General features: G+C 59.1%; 18 protein-coding genes. 7 read left to right on the top strand and 11 right to left on the bottom strand.

Going from position 1 to position 17,060, the window contains the following annotated elements; translation table 11 throughout:
• Positions 1 to 83 precede the first annotated feature (83 nt).
• The 4 genes from ACP7AJ_RS02430 to ACP7AJ_RS02415 all read right to left on the bottom strand — a co-directional run bounded on the left by ACP7AJ_RS02430 (position 84) and on the right by ACP7AJ_RS02415 (position 4,961).
• The gene (locus tag ACP7AJ_RS02430; RefSeq protein WP_426058590.1) at positions 84 to 2,465 is read right to left on the bottom strand and encodes a ribonucleoside-diphosphate reductase subunit alpha; all 2,382 of its coding nucleotides are present in this window, start codon (positions 2,463 to 2,465) and stop codon (positions 84 to 86) included.
• Positions 2,466 to 2,771: 306 nt separating this feature from the next.
• On the bottom strand, positions 2,772 to 3,272 hold the full coding sequence (locus tag ACP7AJ_RS02425) for a DUF1905 domain-containing protein (protein WP_426058589.1): 501 nt from the start codon (positions 3,270 to 3,272) through the stop codon (positions 2,772 to 2,774).
• Between the two features lie 216 nt (positions 3,273 to 3,488).
• A complete protein-coding gene (locus ACP7AJ_RS02420) occupies positions 3,489 to 3,770 on the bottom strand; it encodes a GIY-YIG nuclease family protein (RefSeq protein WP_426058588.1) in 282 nt (93 codons plus the stop codon).
• 231 nt (positions 3,771 to 4,001) lie between these two features.
• The gene (locus ACP7AJ_RS02415) at positions 4,002 to 4,961 is read right to left on the bottom strand and encodes a ribonucleoside-diphosphate reductase small subunit (protein ID WP_426058587.1); all 960 of its coding nucleotides are present in this window, start codon (positions 4,959 to 4,961) and stop codon (positions 4,002 to 4,004) included.
• A 508-nt stretch (positions 4,962 to 5,469) separates the two neighbouring features.
• Between ACP7AJ_RS02415 and rplU the strand changes: the two genes are divergently transcribed.
• Both rplU and rpmA read left to right on the top strand, forming a co-directional pair.
• The gene (gene rplU / locus ACP7AJ_RS02410; protein ID WP_092673015.1) at positions 5,470 to 5,775 is read left to right on the top strand and encodes a 50S ribosomal protein L21; all 306 of its coding nucleotides are present in this window, start codon (positions 5,470 to 5,472) and stop codon (positions 5,773 to 5,775) included.
• An 81-nt stretch (positions 5,776 to 5,856) separates the two neighbouring features.
• Complete coding sequence (gene rpmA / locus ACP7AJ_RS02405; RefSeq protein ID WP_380200043.1) at positions 5,857 to 6,132, top strand: 50S ribosomal protein L27; 276 nt, start codon at positions 5,857 to 5,859, stop codon at positions 6,130 to 6,132.
• A 79-nt stretch (positions 6,133 to 6,211) separates the two neighbouring features.
• On the opposite strand, the gene ACP7AJ_RS02400 is transcribed toward rpmA, so the two are convergent.
• From ACP7AJ_RS02400 to hemW, 5 genes are all read right to left on the bottom strand, one after another.
• On the bottom strand, positions 6,212 to 6,850 hold the full coding sequence (locus ACP7AJ_RS02400) for a hypothetical protein (RefSeq protein ID WP_426058586.1): 639 nt from the start codon (positions 6,848 to 6,850) through the stop codon (positions 6,212 to 6,214).
• A 75-nt stretch (positions 6,851 to 6,925) separates the two neighbouring features.
• The gene (locus ACP7AJ_RS02395) at positions 6,926 to 7,705 is read right to left on the bottom strand and encodes a cyclase family protein (protein ID WP_426058585.1); all 780 of its coding nucleotides are present in this window, start codon (positions 7,703 to 7,705) and stop codon (positions 6,926 to 6,928) included.
• A 36-nt stretch (positions 7,706 to 7,741) separates the two neighbouring features.
• A complete protein-coding gene (locus ACP7AJ_RS02390) occupies positions 7,742 to 8,416 on the bottom strand; it encodes an alpha/beta hydrolase (RefSeq protein WP_426058584.1) in 675 nt (224 codons plus the stop codon).
• A 35-nt stretch (positions 8,417 to 8,451) separates the two neighbouring features.
• The gene (locus tag ACP7AJ_RS02385; protein ID WP_426058583.1) at positions 8,452 to 8,886 is read right to left on the bottom strand and encodes a hypothetical protein; all 435 of its coding nucleotides are present in this window, start codon (positions 8,884 to 8,886) and stop codon (positions 8,452 to 8,454) included.
• 122 nt (positions 8,887 to 9,008) lie between these two features.
• A complete protein-coding gene (gene hemW, locus ACP7AJ_RS02380; protein ID WP_426058582.1) occupies positions 9,009 to 10,148 on the bottom strand; it encodes a radical SAM family heme chaperone HemW in 1,140 nt (379 codons plus the stop codon).
• Positions 10,149 to 10,488: 340 nt separating this feature from the next.
• On the opposite strand from hemW, the gene ACP7AJ_RS02375 reads away from it, so the two are divergent.
• The 4 genes from ACP7AJ_RS02375 to ACP7AJ_RS02360 all read left to right on the top strand — a co-directional run bounded on the left by ACP7AJ_RS02375 (position 10,489) and on the right by ACP7AJ_RS02360 (position 15,261).
• Positions 10,489 to 11,301 (top strand): alpha/beta fold hydrolase, encoded by an 813-nt coding sequence (locus ACP7AJ_RS02375; protein ID WP_426058581.1) that lies wholly within the window; start codon positions 10,489 to 10,491, stop codon positions 11,299 to 11,301.
• Positions 11,298 to 12,479: a sensor histidine kinase gene (locus ACP7AJ_RS02370; RefSeq protein WP_426058580.1), complete on the top strand. Its 1,182-nt coding sequence runs from the start codon at positions 11,298 to 11,300 to the stop codon at positions 12,477 to 12,479. Before ACP7AJ_RS02375 ends, ACP7AJ_RS02370 begins: the two co-directional genes overlap by 4 nt.
• Before the next feature lie 98 nt (positions 12,480 to 12,577).
• Positions 12,578 to 14,437 (top strand): BamA/TamA family outer membrane protein, encoded by a 1,860-nt coding sequence (locus tag ACP7AJ_RS02365; RefSeq protein ID WP_426058579.1) that lies wholly within the window; start codon positions 12,578 to 12,580, stop codon positions 14,435 to 14,437.
• A gap of 440 nt (positions 14,438 to 14,877) precedes the next feature.
• Positions 14,878 to 15,261: an Hsp20/alpha crystallin family protein gene (locus tag ACP7AJ_RS02360; RefSeq protein WP_426058578.1), complete on the top strand. Its 384-nt coding sequence runs from the start codon at positions 14,878 to 14,880 to the stop codon at positions 15,259 to 15,261.
• A gap of 160 nt (positions 15,262 to 15,421) precedes the next feature.
• Here ACP7AJ_RS02360 and ACP7AJ_RS02355 read toward each other — a convergent pair whose 3' ends face one another.
• Both ACP7AJ_RS02355 and ACP7AJ_RS02350 read right to left on the bottom strand, forming a co-directional pair.
• Positions 15,422 to 15,706, bottom strand: coding sequence for a hypothetical protein (locus ACP7AJ_RS02355; protein ID WP_426058577.1), 285 nt, complete (start codon positions 15,704 to 15,706; stop codon positions 15,422 to 15,424).
• A gap of 46 nt (positions 15,707 to 15,752) precedes the next feature.
• Positions 15,753 to 16,028 carry a VF530 family DNA-binding protein gene (locus ACP7AJ_RS02350; RefSeq protein WP_426058576.1) on the bottom strand — a complete coding sequence of 92 codons (276 nt, stop codon included), beginning with the start codon at positions 16,026 to 16,028 and terminating at the stop codon, positions 15,753 to 15,755.
• 98 nt (positions 16,029 to 16,126) lie between these two features.
• Here ACP7AJ_RS02350 and ACP7AJ_RS02345 point away from each other — a divergent pair, with 98 nt between their 5' ends.
• Positions 16,127 to 17,014, top strand: coding sequence for a glycoside hydrolase family 25 protein (locus ACP7AJ_RS02345; RefSeq protein WP_426058575.1), 888 nt, complete (start codon positions 16,127 to 16,129; stop codon positions 17,012 to 17,014).
• Positions 17,015 to 17,060 lie beyond the last annotated feature (46 nt).

Here is a 17,060-nt window from a genome sequence, read left to right as displayed (position 1 = left end):
ATTCGAGGCCTTGATTGAACTTGTGTATATGAGCAGCACATAAAAAAAGCCGGGAGTTGTTAACTCCCGGCTTTCTCTTTTATTTACGACCCGCAGGCCTCGCAGCCCTCCGGGTTATCCAGCGAGCAGCTCATGTCGCTTTGGTTCTGCTCGACCAGGGCCATGGGCTCCAGGGTTTCGGCGGCTTGCTTTTCCACCGTGAACTTGATGGCGTCGGCGGCGGCTTTGGTGCGCAGGTAGTACATGCCGGTTTTCAGGCCGCGCTTCCAGGAGTGGAAGTGCATGCTGGTGAGCTTGCCGAAGTTCACGTTTTGCACGTGCAGGTTCAGGCTCTGGCTCTGGCAGATGTAGGCGCCGCGGTCGGCGGCCTGGTCAATGATGCGGCGCTGCGAAATCTCCCACACCGTCTTGTACAGGTCCTTGATGTGCTGCGGAATGCGGGCAATGCCCTGCACCGAGCCGTTGGCCGCGATGATTTCCTGCTTCATCTGGTCATTCCACAGGCCCAGGGCCACCAGGTCCTTCAGCAGGTGCTTGTTCACCACCATGAACTCGCCGCTGAGCACGCGCCGCACGTAAATGTTGCTCGTGTAGGGCTCAAACGACTCGTTGTTGCCCAGAATCTGGGCGGTGCTGGCGGTGGGCATGGGCGCTACCAACAGCGAGTTGCGGGCGCCGTGCTTCACCACCTCGGCGCGCAGGCTTTCCCAGTCCCAACGGCCCGAGTCCGGCGTCACGCCCCACAGGTCGAACTGGAACTTGCCCTGGCTCAGGGGCGAGCCGGGGAAGGTCTCGTACGGCCCGTCCTTGATGGCGAGGTCCTTCGAGGCCGTCATGGCCGCGAAGTAGATGGTTTCGAAGATGTCCTTGTTCAGGCCCGAAGCTTCGTCGCTCTCGAAGGGCATGCGCAGGGCAATAAACGTGTCGGCCAGGCCTTGCACGCCCAGCCCGATGGGGCGGTGGCGGAAGTTCGACTTCGCGGTTTCGGGCACCGGGTAGTAGTTCACGTCAATCACCTTGTTCAGGTTCAGCGTGGCCTGGTAGGTCACCTCGTACAGCTTGTCGTGGTCGAAGGTCACGTTGCCGGCCTTGTCGGTCACGAGGTAGCGGGGCAGCGCCAGCGAGGCCAGGTTGCACACCGCAATTTCGTCGCGGTCGGTGTACTCAATAATCTCGGTGCACAGGTTGCTCGACTTAATCGTGCCCAGGTTTTGCTGGTTCGATTTGCCGTTGGCGGCGTCCTTAAACAGCATGTAGGGCGTGCCGGTCTCGGTCTGGCTTTCCAGAATGGCGAACCACAGCTCCTGCGCCTTGATGGTTTTGCGGCCGCGGCCTTCGCGCTCGTACTTGGCGTACAGCTTCTCAAACTCCGGGCCCCAGCTCGTGTCGAGGCCGGGGCACTCGTGGGGGCACATCAGGGTCCAGTCGCCGTTCTCCTCCACGCGCTTCATGAACAGGTCGGGCGTCCACATGGCGTAAAACAAGTCGCGGGCGCGCATCTCCTCCTTGCCGTGGTTCTTCTTCAGGTCCAGGAATTCGAAGATGTCGGCGTGCCAGGGCTCCAGGTACACCGCGAAGGCGCCCTTGCGCTTGCCGCCGCCCTGGTCCACGTAGCGGGCCGTGTCGTTGAACACCTTCAGCATGGGCACCAGGCCGTTGGAGTTGCCGTTGGTGCCCTTGATGTAGGAGCCCGTGGCCCGCACGTTGCTCACCGACAGGCCAATGCCGCCGGCGCTCTGCGAAATCAGCGCGCAGTTCTTCAGCGTGTCGTAAATGCCGTCGATGGAGTCGTCCTTCATCGTGAGCAGGAAGCAGCTCGACATCTGCGGCTTCGGCGTACCGGCATTGAACAGCGTGGGCGTGGCGTGCGTAAACCACCGCTCGCTCAGCAGGTTGTAGGTTTTGATAACCGAGTCGATGTCGTCCTTGTGAATACCCACCGACACGCGCATCAGCATGTGCTGGGGCCGCTCCACCACCTTGCCTTCCAGGCGCAGCAGGTAGCTCCGCTCCAGGGTCTTGAAGCCGAAGAAGTCGTAGTTGTAGTCCCGGTCATAAATAATGGCCGAGTCCAGGGTCGCTGCGTTTTTGTGGATGATTTCCCACACGTCCTTGGCCAGCAGCGAGGCATTCTCCCCGTTCTTGGGGTCCTCGTAGGTATACAGCCGCTTCATGGTGCTGCTGAACGACTTGCTGGTCACCTTGTGCAGGTTGCTCACCGCAATGCGGGCCGCCAGAATGGCGTAGTCCGGGTGCTTGGTCGTGAGCGAGGCCGCGGTTTCGGCCGCCAGGTTATCCAGCTCGATGGTCGTCACGCCATCGTAAATGCCGTCAATCACCTTCATGGCCACGGCAATCGGCGACACGAAGTCCATGTTCAGGCCGTAGCACAACTTCTCAATACGCGCCGTGACTTTGTCAAACTTCACGGATTCGCGGCGGCCGTCGCGTTTTATTACTAGCATACCAGTGGTGTTTTGGTGTGGGTTTTTTCGTATAAAAAATAGCCGGCTCTGGGGGTGCGCGGCTACAAGTAGCTAAAACAGATGTGAAAGAGTAGCGCAGAGTGCGCCCCTAGTTGGCGGTCTCGTTTCATTCAATCCCGGAAATTACCTCCTGTGTTTTCGGGGGCCAAGCAAAAAATATAGAAGTTTTCCACATTGGGCCCGCAGGCGTTGTTAGGCCGCTTTTTATAATCCCCAGCCTGCAAATGAGGCATAGGCGATAATAAGTATTATGATTCCCGGGTAGGGCGAGTGCTGCTCTTTAGCTCAAGCCGGCGGCAACAATCCTTTGCTTTTACCTCCTGCTCCACTAAGCTGCACAATGGCCTGCTCTATGCGCGCCACCCGCTGCTCGTCCCCTTCTGCCTGTGTCACCCAAGCCAGCCAAGCCTGCTGCGCCGCCGCCGCCAGCCCCTGAAAAGCCCCCAGCGCCGCGGGCACTTCAGCCAGGCACTCGGCAAAATCCGCCATCGAAACAGCTAGCTCCTCAGTCTCTTCCGCTACAAAGAGCTGCAAATGCACCGCATCGCCGGCCTGTTTGCCCAGCTTCTTGCGCAGCTCCGCATTCACGGGTAAGAAGCGCAGGCCCTTGCCCATCGGCATCAGGTGGGCTTCTGCCAGCACCACCTCATCCAGCCGCCCACAAACCTTCAAGTTGCCAAAGTGCGTCTTCACCTTGAAGGGTAGCTGGCCCACCGGCGCAAACGTCCAGCCTCCCTTGCCGGGGAATCTTTCCAGTGTCACCTCAGCATTGAACAGTTCCAGCATGGTGCACAAGCAAAAATGGGGTTCGTCCCTCAAGGCATGGAACCTCTTATCAGGCATCAACCTGTTTAGGTATTAATCTTTGCTTCAAACAAGTAGACGTCGACTCCGCGCCATCTGTCATGCTGAGCTTGCGAAGCATCTTATCCCCGCTGAACCAATCGTTGTGGTATGAAAAGATGCTTCACAAGCTCAGCATGACAGACGACCTATATCCAGTCAAATAATCAAAAATGCTCTCTCCGGATTAGCCTCCTCAATCAATGCATCCTTCTTTGCTCTTGTCCAACCCTTCAGTTCCTTTTCCCGCGCAATAGCGCTAGTGATATCCGCAAACTGTTCGGTATAAAGCAGGTGGTGGCAGAAGTACCGCCCAGCGAAGGTCTCCGCATTGCCTCGGCTATCGTAGTGTTGCGCCAAACGACGCGCCATGTTACCCGTCACCCCAATGTACAGCACCGACTTAGCGGGATTGGTTGTGATGTAGACGAAGTAAGCCATGTCTCGCGCAAAACCTTATCCACCTCTCATGCTGCCGAAAGAATCAACTTATCGGCTATGAGCGGCGCCTAATTACAATCCAAAAACAAAAACCGTCTGTCATGCTGAGCAGAGCGAAGCATCGTATCACCGCAGAACGAATCGTTGGGTCGTAATAAGATGCTTCGCAAGCTCAGCATGACAGACGATTGAGAGTTTGCCCGGCAGAGTTATCTATGCCTAGGAATTACCCTAGAAGTCCTCGTCCAGCGAGAACACGTTGTCATTGCGCTCGCTCATCACGCCGGCTTTCTGGTACTCGGCCACGCGCTTCTCGAAGAAGTTGGTTTTGCCCTGCACCGAAATCATTTCCATGAAGTCGAAGGGGTTGGTGGCGTTGTAAATTTTGGCGCAGCCCAGCGACACCAGCAGACGGTCGGCCACAAACTCGATGTACTGGGCCATCGTCTTGGCGTTCATGCCAATGAGGCTCACCGGCAGGGCATCGGTCACAAACTCTTGCTCGATGCGCACGGCATCGGCAATGATGCCCTGCACGCGGGCTTCGGGCAGCTTGTTTTGCAGGTAGCTGTAGAGCAGGCAGGCAAAATCGCAGTGCAGGCCCTCATCACGTGAAATCAGCTCGTTCGAGAACGTAAGGCCGGGCATCAGGCCGCGCTTCTTCAGCCAGAAGATGCTGCAAAACGAGCCCGAGAAGAAAATGCCTTCCACGGCGGCGAAGGCGATGAGGCGCTCGGCGAAGTTTTCGGAGTTAATCCACTTCAGGGCCCACTCGCCTTTCTTCTGCACGGCGGGCACCGTTTCGAGGGCGTTGAAGAGGTAGTCCTTTTCCTTGGGGTCTTTGATGTAGGTATCAATCAGCAGCGAATATGTCTCGCTGTGAATGTTTTCCATCATAATCTGGAAGCCGTAGAAGCAGCGCGCCTCGGGCATCTGCACTTCTTGCATGAAGTTCACGGCCAGGTTTTCGTTCACGATGCCGTCGGAGGCGGCGAAGAAGGCCAGCACGTGCTTGATGAAGTGGCGCTCGTTGTCGTTCAGGCCGTTCCAGTCTTTTTGGTCCTGCGAGAGGTCAATTTCTTCGGCGGTCCAGAAAGATGCCTGTGACTTCTTGTAGTACTGCCACACCTCATCGTTCTGGATGGGGAATAGCACGAAGCGGTTGGGGTTTTCGGCGAGGAGCGGCTCCATAAATATTGAGGTTCTAAGTGGCGAATTTCGTCGAGGAAGGTGGCAGGTCAACTGCCGATTACGGGCAGATGTTTGGCCGATGGCTCAAAAAAGCTGCCGGGCTTCCAGCATCAAATATAGCCCGCCCCGGGAGGGGGAAGGGCACAGAATTCGGCTTTTTTATTCGTTAATTTTTCGTTACGCCCCCTCTTTTTTAGGCCAGCTATCCGAATTTTTACGCACTGCCCTAAGCTGACAATATCAGCAAACTCCCCTCAAAATCAGACGCTTTTCTTCCACTTTTCCACATTTATGCTGTGGATAAACCGGCTTGTCCCCAAAACGAGGGGGTGTACGTACGTATTCCCGTAATTTATTAACTCAGCCGTAATCGGTGCGCATTCACTATGGAGGCCCTTCTGAGGGGTGATGCGGCGAACAGCCAATGACGATTAACAACTTAGGCTTGGAAATCCCAAACCAAAGTCGTACTTTTGCCTTCCCATTTCAGAAAAACCCGCGAAAGCTGATGTACGCAATTGTCAACATAGCTGGCCAGCAGACCAAGGTTGAGGCCAACAAATTCGTTTACGCTCACAAACTGGCCGGCAACGTCGGTGACACCGTAACGCTGGGCAACGCCCTGCTGACCGATGACAACGGCACCATCACCATCGGTGCGCCTACCCTGGATGTAGCCGTAACCGGCACCATCCTCGCTCACGTGAAGGGTGACAAAGTTCTCGTCTTCAAGAAGAAGCGCCGCAAGGGCTACCAGAAGATGAACGGCCACCGCCAGTCGTTTACCAAAGTAATGATTAACAGCATCGGCTAGTTTGAGCGTTTGCTCATGCTACTGATTCCATCTTAAACCAGCCGCTACGGGCCCCTTGCCGGTAGCATTAGCTTAAATACCATGGCTCACAAGAAAGGTGTCGGCTCGTCCAACAACGGCCGCGAATCGCATTCCAAACGTCTCGGCGTAAAAATCTTCGGCGGCCAGGCCCTCGTAGCCGGCAACATCATCGTGCGTCAGCGCGGCACCAAGCACCACGCCGGCGAGAACGTAGGCATGGGCAAGGACCACACGCTGTTCGCTCTCGTTGACGGCGAGGTTCAGTTCCGCAAAGGCCGCAAAGACCGGTCTTTCGTAACGGTTATCCCCCGCGAAGTATTCTCGGTACCAGCTTAATTGCTGCATCCCGTGACATAGAAAGGGCTGCTCCACACGGAGCAGCCCTTTTCGCGTTGTGCGTCTGCCAAGGGCGAGCCTAGCGGGCAAAGCAAATACCAAGGTTGAGCTGGGTGGTAATGGCAAGTGGGGGGGCGTAATAACCGCCGCCACTTGACCGTTGATTGCCTCCGATGCCAACGCCAGCGTTCAAATCGACCAAAAGGCTGCTTCCTACCCGATGCTGCGTTCCACAAATCACGTTAAGCGCCGGGTTAAGGTTCGTTTGTGAATTGTACCGGTGCAACATTTCAGTATGGAACTCCGCGCCCACGTAAAGCCCTTCGAATGGCTTGTGGTCGTGTGTGCCGTAGTAGCGAAATCCAACGCCGAATGCGCCAGCCGGAATAAACGGGCTACGCCCACTGGGAAACCTCTCGCGGTCAAACAAGTTAAAATCAGTATCAACCTGGCTATAGACGGTGAACTTGGGGCTAAGCAAATACTCCGCTCCCACCGTCACGGGCAACAGGGACCCTACGCCATAGTACCCTGTGCTGCGCAAAGCGCGCCCAGCATTCAAGCCAATTTTGAACAATACCTTCTGGGCAGGCAGCACCTCGGAGTCGACGGATGCCGGTATTCCCGCCGGAGTAACGGCCGGGGCGGTTTGGCCCATGCTTGGGGTGACGCTGGCCAGGAGTAGAAGGCCAGGCGAAAAGAAACCAGAAAGGCGCATATAGGTGCAAATATGAAGTAAGATTCACGCTGTAGATTCTCCTCTTGCGGCTACGGTTGCACCGCTACCGCCGGGTTAGCTCGGCACCGGCAAATGCAAGGCATAGAGAACAGGCTTACTCGGGCTGGCATCCAGCTCAAGGCTAATGACTTGGATATTGAGCAGGTACAAGCCATCGGCTGCTTCGTCGGGCACAAAAATCAACTCGGTGATGGTGGCGCCGCAGCGGGGCGCAGCCGGGTACTGCCAGAAGGCGTGGTGGGCTAGCAGCTGGCCGGCGTCCTCTTCGCGGTCCACACTGGGCAGGTCGAGCAGGAAATGCTCGACGCTGTGCTCGACCAGGAAATGGGCCAGCGCGGGCTCAATGTAGGTAGGGTTGGTGCCGGAGTACTGGCGGTGGCGTTTGGCCGCGTCGTTGGGCAGGGTGCGTAAGACCAGCGCTTCGGGCACGGAACGGTCGGGCTGGGTGGCCAGAGCCGCTTGCACATCGGCCAGCATCACCACCAGGTCACCGTTGGGCTGCGGGCGCGGGGCCACGCTCACCAGCCGCGCCACAAACAGGAAGCGGCGCAGGCACTGGTTGAGCGTCACGGCCGGGTCGGGTGAGATGTGGCCGTAGCATTCGGTGTGGGTGCCGTTGCCGTGGGGCGTCAGGTGCACGCGCTGGTAATTGGTGCTGCCGCCCATGGCCACGCTCCCCACAAAGCTGCCCACCCGAATGGTTTCAAACTGCACGGGCTCGGCCCAAAAGCAGTTCACCTGGCCGGGCCCGGGCACCAAGGGCAAGGAAATGTCAATGGGCGCGGCGGGGTCGAAGCTGTAGGTGCGGCCGGCGTAGGGGTAAGTAGGAAGCAATTGAGAGCTGGTTATTAATGGTGCTTAACGCTCGCCTTATGCAGCTTGCCCGGGCGCGGTTTCGGCGGCAAGTTGGTTGAGAATCTTGCTAATTTCCGCGGCTTGACTCACAATGATGAGATGGCCACCGGGCAGCAGGTGTTGGCTGTGTGCCGCCCCGGCAGGCAGCAGGCGGTCGGCGGTGCCGTGGATGCGGATAACGGATGGCGTTGCTCGGCCCGACCACTGCACCAGCTGCGCAATGGCCCAGCGTGTAAAATCCGGGGCGGTGTCGCGCAATATCTGTTGCAACAGCTGGTATTCACTCTCCTTCTTCACACCAAAAAACCACTTTGCTACCCGTGGCAGGCACGGCAACAGCTGCGGCGGCAGCAGGTGATGCAGGCCCGTAACTCGTGCCAGGCCCGCCACCCACGGCAGCTCGCCGTGTCCTACAAAGCTGGATATGAGCACCACCCGCGCCAAGGGACGCAGTTGCGCCACTTCCAGGGCCAATATGCCCCCGAACGACACGCCAACCAGCCAGCAGGCTCGCTGCTCCGGTACGGCCTCAGCTAGGCGGGCAGCGTAGTGCAGCAGCGGCTCGCGAAGGCTTTCGGGCGGCAGCCAGCGCAGCACGTGCGTTTGGTCCTCCAGGCACAGAAATTTAAAAACCCGCTCATCGGCCCCCAGCCCGGGAATCAGGTAGAACAGGGCGGGAGACGCGGCCATGAGCGTGGTGTTAGTTCAAAACAAGGGCGCTATGCTTAGGTATCGAGCCGCACGAACACGCCTTCCAGGTAGAAGATATTGTGGGGTTGGGGGTCGTCGGGGCCTTCTTCGTCGTCGCTTTCGTCGTCTTCCATCACAGGGTATGTCACCGAAAGCTTCAGGGCGACGCTGGGCAATAGCACGGGTAGCTTTTCGTCCGAGTTGTATTCGAGCAGCGCAGGCCAGTCGGCGGCGGCAAGGGCTTCGGCTACTTCCTCCTGCAGGGCTTCGGCGCGGGTGTGGGCCAGACCAAGCAGCGTGTCCAGGGATTTGAACGGCAGAGCGAGGTGAAAAAAATGCGTGTCGCTGTCGAAATACGTGGTGGCCCACACGGTCACGTCGTCGGTGTTGTCGAAGACAATGGCCACGAGGTGAATTTGCTCCACAAAGAAGTCGGCATCGTCGGCAATGCTGTCGCTCAGTAGTTTCATAGGACCACAGATTTAACGGATTTCAACGCACAAAATGGAGTATTGTGGTTCCGGGCAAAGGTAGGAAGCGGGGTTGTTCCTGGGCAGAACCACAATAATCCGCTACAATCGGATGAAATCTGTTAGCGGGCGGGCTCAAACAGTTCCAGGGTAATGTGGTCGGCCAGCAGCTTGCCCGCGTCGGTCAAGGTAAGCACTTCGTTGTGGATGCGGGCCCAACCGTTGGCTTGCAGCTCGGCGAGGTAGGTGAGGCGGGTGGCCAGTAGGTCGAGGCCGAGATGGGTGCGCAGGTGGGCCAGGTCGCAGCCGCGGGCGGTGCGCAGGGTGGTGAGCAAGTACTCGTTGGCACGGTCGGTGGCGGTGAGGGCGTCCACGGTCACAGGCACTTCGCCGCGCTCGAGCACGGCGGCCACGTACTGGGGGTTGTTGGCCAAGGTGAACTGACGGTTGTGGCCGTCGTAGCTGTGGGCACTGGGGCCTAGGCCGAGGTAGGGCACGCCACGCCAGTAGTTGCCGTTGTGGCGCGACTCGCGGCCGGGCTGGCAGAAGTTGCTGATTTCGTACTGCTCGTAGCCGTGGGCGCGCATGGCCGCCAGCAGCAGCTCAAACTGCGTGGCCACAAACTCGTCGGGCGCGGCCTTGAAGGTGCCCTTCTGCAGGCGGTGCCCGAAAGCAGTGCCCGGCTCAATGGTGAGGGCATAAGCCGACACGTGGGGCACGCCCAGCGCAAAGGCATTGGCCATGTCGGCTTCCCAGATGTGGTGGCCCGGCGCGGGCACCCCGTAAATCAAGTCGATGGAAATGTTCTCAAACCCCGTGTCCTGCGCCCGACGCACGGCCGTGGTCGACTCTTCGGCCGTGTGGGCGCGGTTCATCATTCGCAAGTGGGGCTCGTAGAAGCTTTGCAGGCCAATGCTGAGGCGGTTGATGGATGCTGCCCGCAGCTCCTGCAGCTTAGCGGCGCTCAGGTCGTCGGGGTTGGCTTCGAGCGTAATTTCAGCCCGGGGAGCCACCACAAAATGGCGGTGGATGGCCGCGAAAATCTGGTTTAGCTCGCCGGCTGTGAGCAACGATGGGGTTCCGCCGCCAAAGTAGATGGTTTCTAACGTGACAGCAGCACCTAAGTAGTCGCGCCGCAACTCAATTTCCCGCACTACGGCTTCTACCAGCCGGCTCTTCAGCCCCAAGGAGGTGCTGAAGTGGAAATCGCAGTAGTGACAGGCCTGCTTGCAGAACGGAATGTGGAGGTAGAGGCCTGCCATGAAAACACAAATACGGAGTTACTTACCTGCAAACGAGAAGCCAGGGAATAACAATTCCCACTGGCCATGCGAAGCGGCGAAACACAAAGGTAGTTGCTTGGCCAAAGGGCTAAGCGGAGGCAGGGAGCATAGCGAAGCCGCTGCTTTTATTTCTCTTTCTTAAAAAAAAAGACAAAGCTGTATTATCAACTTTTTGCCCCTACGCAGCACCTGTGCAAGCATTTTTGCAAGCACGTTAGCAAACCAGCGTCCTAAACTGGAGCTTAAGCACTTTAAAACCGCTAGCTTTCCGAGGCTGTTGTTGCTTCTAAATCGGCCTTCTTGATTTTATCTAATATCTATGGACGTTTTAAAGCGCAACAATGTCACCGTGTCTGGCAAGGGCGAGCAGGCTATGGTGTTCGTGCACGGATTTGGCTGCGACCAGCACATGTGGCGGCTTGTAGCCCCGGCTTTTGAAGACCGGTACCGCGTGGTGCTACTCGATTTGGTGGGGGCGGGCCAGTCGGACCTGACCGCCTACGAGCCCAGCCACTACAACACGCTGCATGCCCACGCCGCAGACGTGCTGGCCGTGCTGCACGCCCTCGACTTGCACAATGTCACTTTGGTGGGCCATTCCGTGAGCGCCACCATTGGCATGCTGGCCGCCATTCGGGAGCCGGCGCGGGTTGCCAAGCTCGTGATGGTTGCGCCCTCGCCGCGCTTTATCAACGACGTTGACTACAAGGGCGGGTTTGAGCGGTCCGACATTGAGGAACTGCTCGAAACCATGGACAACAACTACCTGGGCTGGTCGGCGTCCATCACCCCCGTTATCATGGGCCACCCCGACGAGCCGGCCCTGACCGAGGAGCTCAACAATAGCTTCTGCAACACCGACCCCACCATTGCCAAGCATTTTGCCCGCGTCACGTTTCTGGCCGACAACCGGGCCGACCTGCCTCTGGTGCGCATCCCGACCCTTATTCTCCAATGTGCCCAGGATGTCTTGGCGCCCTTGGCCGTGGGCCACTACCTGCACCAGCACTTGGCCAACAGCCAGCTAACCGTCTTGGACACATCTGGGCACTGCCCGCACCTGAGTGCTCCGCAGGCTACCCTCAAAGCTATTGACCTATTTCTCGATTCGGCGCGTATAGCGCAAGTATGAGAGGGGTTAACTACAAGATGCTGCCTGCGCTGGACCTGCGCCTGACTGAGGAGAACTTGGACGACCTCTACGAGAACGCACCGTGCGGCTACTGCTCCTGCCTGCCTGATGGAACCCTGGTAAAACTCAACCAGACACTGCTGGGCTGGCTGGGCTATACACGCCAGGAGCTGGTGGCGAGCCAGTGCCTGCAGCATCTGCTTACGGTGGGAGCCCGCCTGCACTACGAAATGCACTGTGTGCCCCTGCTGCTGCTGCAGGGCCGGGTGCGGGAAGTGAGCTACTCGCTGCGGCACAAAGACGGCGGCACGGTGCCGGTACTGCTCAACGCGGTGCTGCTGCGCGATGGCGATGGCGAGCCGTTAGTTATACGCGTGACCTTGTTTGACATCACGGACCGCCGCAAGTACGAGCAGGAACTGCTGCGCACCAAGGCACAGGCCGAAGAGCAGCGCGAGCAGCTACGCGCCCAGAACGAGCAGCTCACCCGCATCAATGCCGACTTGGACAGCTTCGTTTACACGGCCTCGCACGACCTCAAGCAACCTGTACACAATCTCAAGGGCCTTTTCGAGGAATTTGAACGTAGCGCCACGTTTCACGACCCCGCGGCGGCCAGCATGGTACACATGTTTCACGAAGCGCTGCAGCAGTTGCTGGGCACTATCGATGGCCTGACGGAGGTGGTGCAGCAGCAGCGGCAACTGGAGGAAGCCCCCGTGGAAGCTGTGCTGCTGCAGCCGTTCGCAGAGGAAATTATCCGCAGCCTGCCGCAGCAGCGCGAACAGCTCCAGCCGGTGTTTACGCTGAATTTTACGGAGCTGCCCACCTTGCGCATGGCGCGGCCGGCCTTGCACAGCGTGCTCTACAACTTGCTCAGCAATGCGCTTAAGTACGCCGAACCCGACCGCCGGCCGCGTGTGGAGGTGCGCACAACCTGGCTTGAGGGCATACCCGTGCTAAGTGTGCAGGACAACGGCCGGGGCATCGACCTGGCGCGCCACGGCAGTGCATTGTTTCAGCTGTTTCGCCGTTTCCACCCCGACGTAACGGGCTCCGGCGTGGGCCTGTACCTCGTCAACCGCTTGGTGCACCAAGTAGGTGGCCGGATAGAAGTAGCCAGCAAGGTGGGGCAAGGCACCACCTTTCGCCTGCTCCTGCCCGGGCTGGGTTCCTGATGCCGATAATGGCGCGCTGTGGCCCGTGGCTCGGTTCCTCGCTGTTCCGGGGTTTATCTTCGGGAAATTAAACGCCGGCTTTCGCGTTGTTGCCCCGAATGTATACCCGGTTTCTACTGTGCTGCTTGGGATTACTGGTGCTGGTCTGGTTGGTCGCGTGCCCCACGGCGCAGGCCCAAACCCCAACGCTGGACCCCACCGCACCCAACCAACCCGGCCTGGCCACCCCGCCCCTGCCACCGGTGCCCGCTGCGGCCCCGGTGGCGGCCCCCCGGCGCATGCCGGCCCACCCACGGGTGCTGCTGCTCGATGCCGAAGCGGCCGACCGCCCCGCCTTGCGCCGCTACCGGGTGCGCGCCAGCGTGCCCGATTCCCTCACGGCCCTGCGCGAAGTGCGCGACCTGGTGCTGGCCTTGCAGGGCGACGCCTACCTCACGGCTTCGGCCGATGAAATGCGCTGGAGCCGCGATACAGTACGCGTACGCCTCTACGTGGGCCAGCAGTTCCGGTGGGCCTACCTCCGCAACGGCAACCTCGGCGATGGGCTGCTTACCCGCGCTGGCTACCGCGAGAAGCTTTTTCGCCAAACGCCTTTCCTGCCCGCTGACTGGGCCAAGCTGCAGGAGCGGGTGCTGGCGGAAGCCGAAAACCAGGGCTTCCCCTTTGCCACCGTGGGCCTCGATTCCATTCAGCTCACCAACCAGGGCATTGCGGGCCGCGTGGTGCTGAAGCGGGGACAGGCAGTGGTGTTTGACTCGCTCGAAATTGTGGGCAATACCAAAACCAAAAAGCGCTTCCTGACCAAGTACCTACAGATTTTCCCCAACCAGCCCTTCAGCCAGCAGCGCGTGGCGGCGGCGGCGCAGCAGTTGCGCCAGCTCCCCTACCTGCGCCTGCGGGCCGAGCCCGAGGTGCGGTTTGCCCGGGGCAAGGCCCGCGTGTACCTGCTACTCGATGACCGGCCTTCGAATCAGTTCGATGCCATTGTGGGCATCCTGCCCAATGCCGACGTGAACAAAACCGGCGTGCAGTTCACCGGCGACGTCACCATCAATCTGCGCAACATCAAAGGCGGCGGCAAGCAGCTGGGCCTGCAGTGGCGCAAAACCGACGCCCTCTCGCAGCTGCTCGATGCGCAGTACGTGCACCCCAATATTTTCGGCTCGCCGCTGGAAGTGAGCGGCACTTTCAATCTCTATAAGCAAACCAACGACTTCACCACCATTCAGCCCCGGCTGCAGGTAACATACCCCACGGCCCGCGCCGGCCGCATCAGCTTTTTTGCCGAGCAGCGCGGCTCCTTTATCGATGCCTTGCAGGACACCACCGTGCTGCCCCAAAACCTAGACTCGCAGTACAACTCCTACGGCCTCGGCTACGCCTTCAACAGCCTCGATGATTTGTTCTTTCCGCATCGGGGCCTGTTGGTAAGCACTCAGGCGGCAGTGGGCACCAAGAGCATCAGCCAGAATGCTCAACTGTTGCCGGAGCTGTATAACGGGGTGCTGCTGCGCTCCACTCAGTATTCCTTTGGGCTGCGGGCCGAGCGCTACTTACCCGTGAAACGGGCAGGCGTGCTCATGGTTCGCCTGCGAAGCGAGGGCTTGGTGAACCCGCGCCTGTTTACTAACGACCTGCTACGCCTAGGCGGCCTGAACTCTCTGCGCGGCTTCAACGAAAACCAGTTTTACACCAGCTCCTTTGCCCTGGCCACGGCCGAATTCCGGCAGTTTATTGGCGAGGACTCCTACGTGTTTTTGTTTGTCGACCAAGCCTATTTGCGGCACGACATCACCACCAACCGCTACACCGACCAGCCCACCGGCATAGGCACAGGCCTGAGCTTTCGCACGGCTGCGGGCTTGTTCCAATTTGTGTACTCGGTGGGGCGCTCCCGCGACCAGAGCTTTGAGTTGAGGACCTCCAAAATTCACTTTGGCCTGACCAGCCGGTTCTAAAGCTTTGAAAGTACGTTATGCATTGCCGCGCTCTGCATAACGCTTGGGGTAGTAAACTCAATCGGTTGTCATGCTGACGCAAGAAGCATCTTCTCCCCATTAAATGATTCGTGAGAGGATACTTCGCAAGCTCAGCATGAGAGACGCGACCCATACGAAGTGGTAGAGATGCTTCGACAAGCTCAGCATGGCGTTCTTTCATCATACTGCATGACCGTTTAAACGTTCTCCGCTAGCGCTAAAGCAACAAGGGATATACGCCATTTCGTCCGAAATAATAAGCCTCGCGACTACTATCCGACACAGTGGCGCAAACGTGAGAATACCTGCCAAAAAACCCGACAATACGACTGATATTCAGGCCCACTAGCCCTCAATTCAGATTGGTACATCATTTGTCATAGTAGCATCGAAGCCGCACATTAATCCGGCTCTTTGCTATGAAACTTATCAGCCCGAAATTCATCCGTTCCATCGCCCCGCAGCTTGACTTGCTCAACACTATTGGCGGTGGCGTAGCCCAGCCTCAGCTGCAAATAGACCAGCGTCCGAAAGGTATCATCCTGCGCGTGGCCATGCCCACCGTGCCGGCCGAAAGCTTCCGTGTGGTACTCAACCAGCAACGCCTAAGCGTACTGGGCGAGTACCGTCACCAGCCCGACGACGAGTTGGCCGCACCCCTCTTCGTGCAGACCCTCGACCTGCCCGCCAACCTCGACTTGGCCCGCATCGATGCCATTCACGAAGACAACGAATTGCGCGTGCGCATTCCCTTCCTGAACCCCCGCGACCAGCAACGCGAAATTGATATCCGTCACAACTAAGGCGGCTACCCGTTGGCTAGTGTTACCTCTTTATTATTTAGTTTAATAACGCCGGGACCGACCGGCACCGCAGTCCATTCATAACGCCGGGACCGACCGGCCGCATACCGAGCATTGGATTTCACTCTTGAGCCACCGCCCATAGCGGTGGTTTTGTTTTTTACCCAAACAGCGGAATAATCAGCACGAAGCTCATGACGAGTGCCAGGTAGAACCACCCCATCACCTGCCCCCGGTATCGGCGCGGCATTTGGTTGCTGAGCACCAGCATGGCGGCAATCACCAGCACAAGGTGCGACACGAAGAACACCATCGTCTTCAGCCAGTTGCTGACAATAGTGTTCTCCTCCTGGTACTGGTTGCTTTCGCCCAGCCCCGAAGTCAGGTATTGCAGGCTGTAGAAGGCCACCAATTCGAAGCCTACAAACAACAGAAAACCAGCCAAAAGCGCCGGCTTAGAAGATTTTTCGGATACGTCCGCCATCTTCCGGCTACGGGCGCGGGCGGCCTTGCACCTCTGCCGTGCGGGCCTTGATGTAAAGCTCCTCTACCTTGGTGCGGGCCCAGGGCGTGCGGCGCAGGAAGCTCAGGCTGGACTTGATACTTGGGTTTTCGGCGAAGCAGTTCATGCGCAAGCGGGCATCGAGCTCGGGCCAGCCGTAGGCGGCCACAAGGTATTCGAGAATCTGGGCGAGCGTGACGCCGTGCAACTCACGAATGAGGTGGCCGGATTCGTCGCGGGCATCGGCGGCGCGGAGGAAAGACATAGGCGGAAAAGGCAGCTGAGAAGCGTAAAGTTCGTGAAAAGCTGGGGCCCCGCGCACGATGGCTGCCTTCGGGGCGTTATTTTTGAGCCACTACGCCTATGCCTGCCTCTCCTCCCGTCAACCGCAAAGCCAAATCGGCCCCTCGCTCTGCCCGGCGACGGCTGTGGCGGCGCGGGGCACTGGCACTGTTGCTGCTGGGCCTGGCTTTGGGGGTGGCCTACTACCTGCGCCACCGCGTGCAGCTGAACCGCTACGCCCGCCGCACGTGGGCCACCTTTACCAAAAACGGCCTGACGGGCCGCGAGAAGACGCCCTTGCTGGTCGGCTACTCGGTGCACGGCATCGACGTGTCGTCCTACCAGGGCCGCATCGATTGGCCCGAAGTGGCCCGGCACGGGGTGCGCTTTGCCTTCATCAAGGCAACCGAAGGCGGCACCATGCAGGACCCGCGCTTCGAACGCAACTGGCGCGAGGCCCGCGCGGCCGGGGTGCTCTGCGGCGCCTACCACTACTTCCAGCCCAAACGCGACGGCCAGCTGCAGGCCGACCTGTTTGCCCGCACAGTGCCCATCGCACCCGGCGACCTGCCCCCGGTGCTCGACGTGGAAGCGGCCAATTTTCACGACGTGGCCGTGTTGCGCCGCGAAGTAGCTCGCTGGCTCCGCCTCATCGAGGCCCACTACGGCGTGCGGCCCATTCTCTATTCTAACCACAGTTTCTACAAGCGCCACCTCGCGGGCCATTTTGACCATTATCCGCTTTGGTTGGCCCACTACGAAGTGGAGCGCCCCGCCATGCCCGCCGACAAGTGGATAATCTGGCAGCATTCCGACGAAGCATACGTGCCGGGCATCCGCGGCGTGGTCGATTTCAACGTGTTTCAGGGCAGTTTTGAGTCGCTGCAGGCCATGCGAGTGCCCTTCCCGAAGCCCGCGCCGCCTGCTCCGAAAACGCGGGCGCCCCGGCCGAAGCGGGCTGCCCGCTAAGCCATCGAATTTCGTTGCGTGAACCGAATGGCGCGTTCTTTGCCCG

It is taken from the genome of Hymenobacter sp. B1770, assembly GCF_049896385.1.
Classification (GTDB): Bacteria; Bacteroidota; Bacteroidia; order Cytophagales; family Hymenobacteraceae; genus Hymenobacter.
The sequence above is the reverse complement of the archived record's forward strand: the minus strand, read 5'-3'. Positions and strand labels throughout refer to the sequence as shown.

Coding starts and splice junctions, on each gene's coding strand:
- ACP7AJ_RS02430 (WP_426058590.1), bottom strand. CDS start 2,465: ATGCTAGTAATAAAACGCGACGGCCGCCGCGAATCCGTGAAGTTTGAC.
- ACP7AJ_RS02425 (WP_426058589.1), bottom strand. CDS start 3,272: ATGCTGGAACTGTTCAATGCTGAGGTGACACTGGAAAGATTCCCCGGC.
- ACP7AJ_RS02420 (WP_426058588.1), bottom strand. CDS start 3,770: ATGGCTTACTTCGTCTACATCACAACCAATCCCGCTAAGTCGGTGCTG.
- ACP7AJ_RS02415 (WP_426058587.1), bottom strand. CDS start 4,961: ATGGAGCCGCTCCTCGCCGAAAACCCCAACCGCTTCGTGCTATTCCCC.
- rplU (WP_092673015.1), top strand. CDS start 5,470: ATGTACGCAATTGTCAACATAGCTGGCCAGCAGACCAAGGTTGAGGCC.
- rpmA (WP_380200043.1), top strand. CDS start 5,857: ATGGCTCACAAGAAAGGTGTCGGCTCGTCCAACAACGGCCGCGAATCG.
- ACP7AJ_RS02400 (WP_426058586.1), bottom strand. CDS start 6,850: ATGCGCCTTTCTGGTTTCTTTTCGCCTGGCCTTCTACTCCTGGCCAGC.
- ACP7AJ_RS02390 (WP_426058584.1), bottom strand. CDS start 8,416: ATGGCCGCGTCTCCCGCCCTGTTCTACCTGATTCCCGGGCTGGGGGCC.
- ACP7AJ_RS02385 (WP_426058583.1), bottom strand. CDS start 8,886: ATGAAACTACTGAGCGACAGCATTGCCGACGATGCCGACTTCTTTGTG.
- hemW (WP_426058582.1), bottom strand. CDS start 10,148: ATGGCAGGCCTCTACCTCCACATTCCGTTCTGCAAGCAGGCCTGTCAC.
- ACP7AJ_RS02375 (WP_426058581.1), top strand. CDS start 10,489: ATGGACGTTTTAAAGCGCAACAATGTCACCGTGTCTGGCAAGGGCGAG.
- ACP7AJ_RS02370 (WP_426058580.1), top strand. CDS start 11,298: ATGAGAGGGGTTAACTACAAGATGCTGCCTGCGCTGGACCTGCGCCTG.
- ACP7AJ_RS02365 (WP_426058579.1), top strand. CDS start 12,578: ATGTATACCCGGTTTCTACTGTGCTGCTTGGGATTACTGGTGCTGGTC.
- ACP7AJ_RS02360 (WP_426058578.1), top strand. CDS start 14,878: ATGAAACTTATCAGCCCGAAATTCATCCGTTCCATCGCCCCGCAGCTT.
- ACP7AJ_RS02350 (WP_426058576.1), bottom strand. CDS start 16,028: ATGTCTTTCCTCCGCGCCGCCGATGCCCGCGACGAATCCGGCCACCTC.
- ACP7AJ_RS02345 (WP_426058575.1), top strand. CDS start 16,127: ATGCCTGCCTCTCCTCCCGTCAACCGCAAAGCCAAATCGGCCCCTCGC.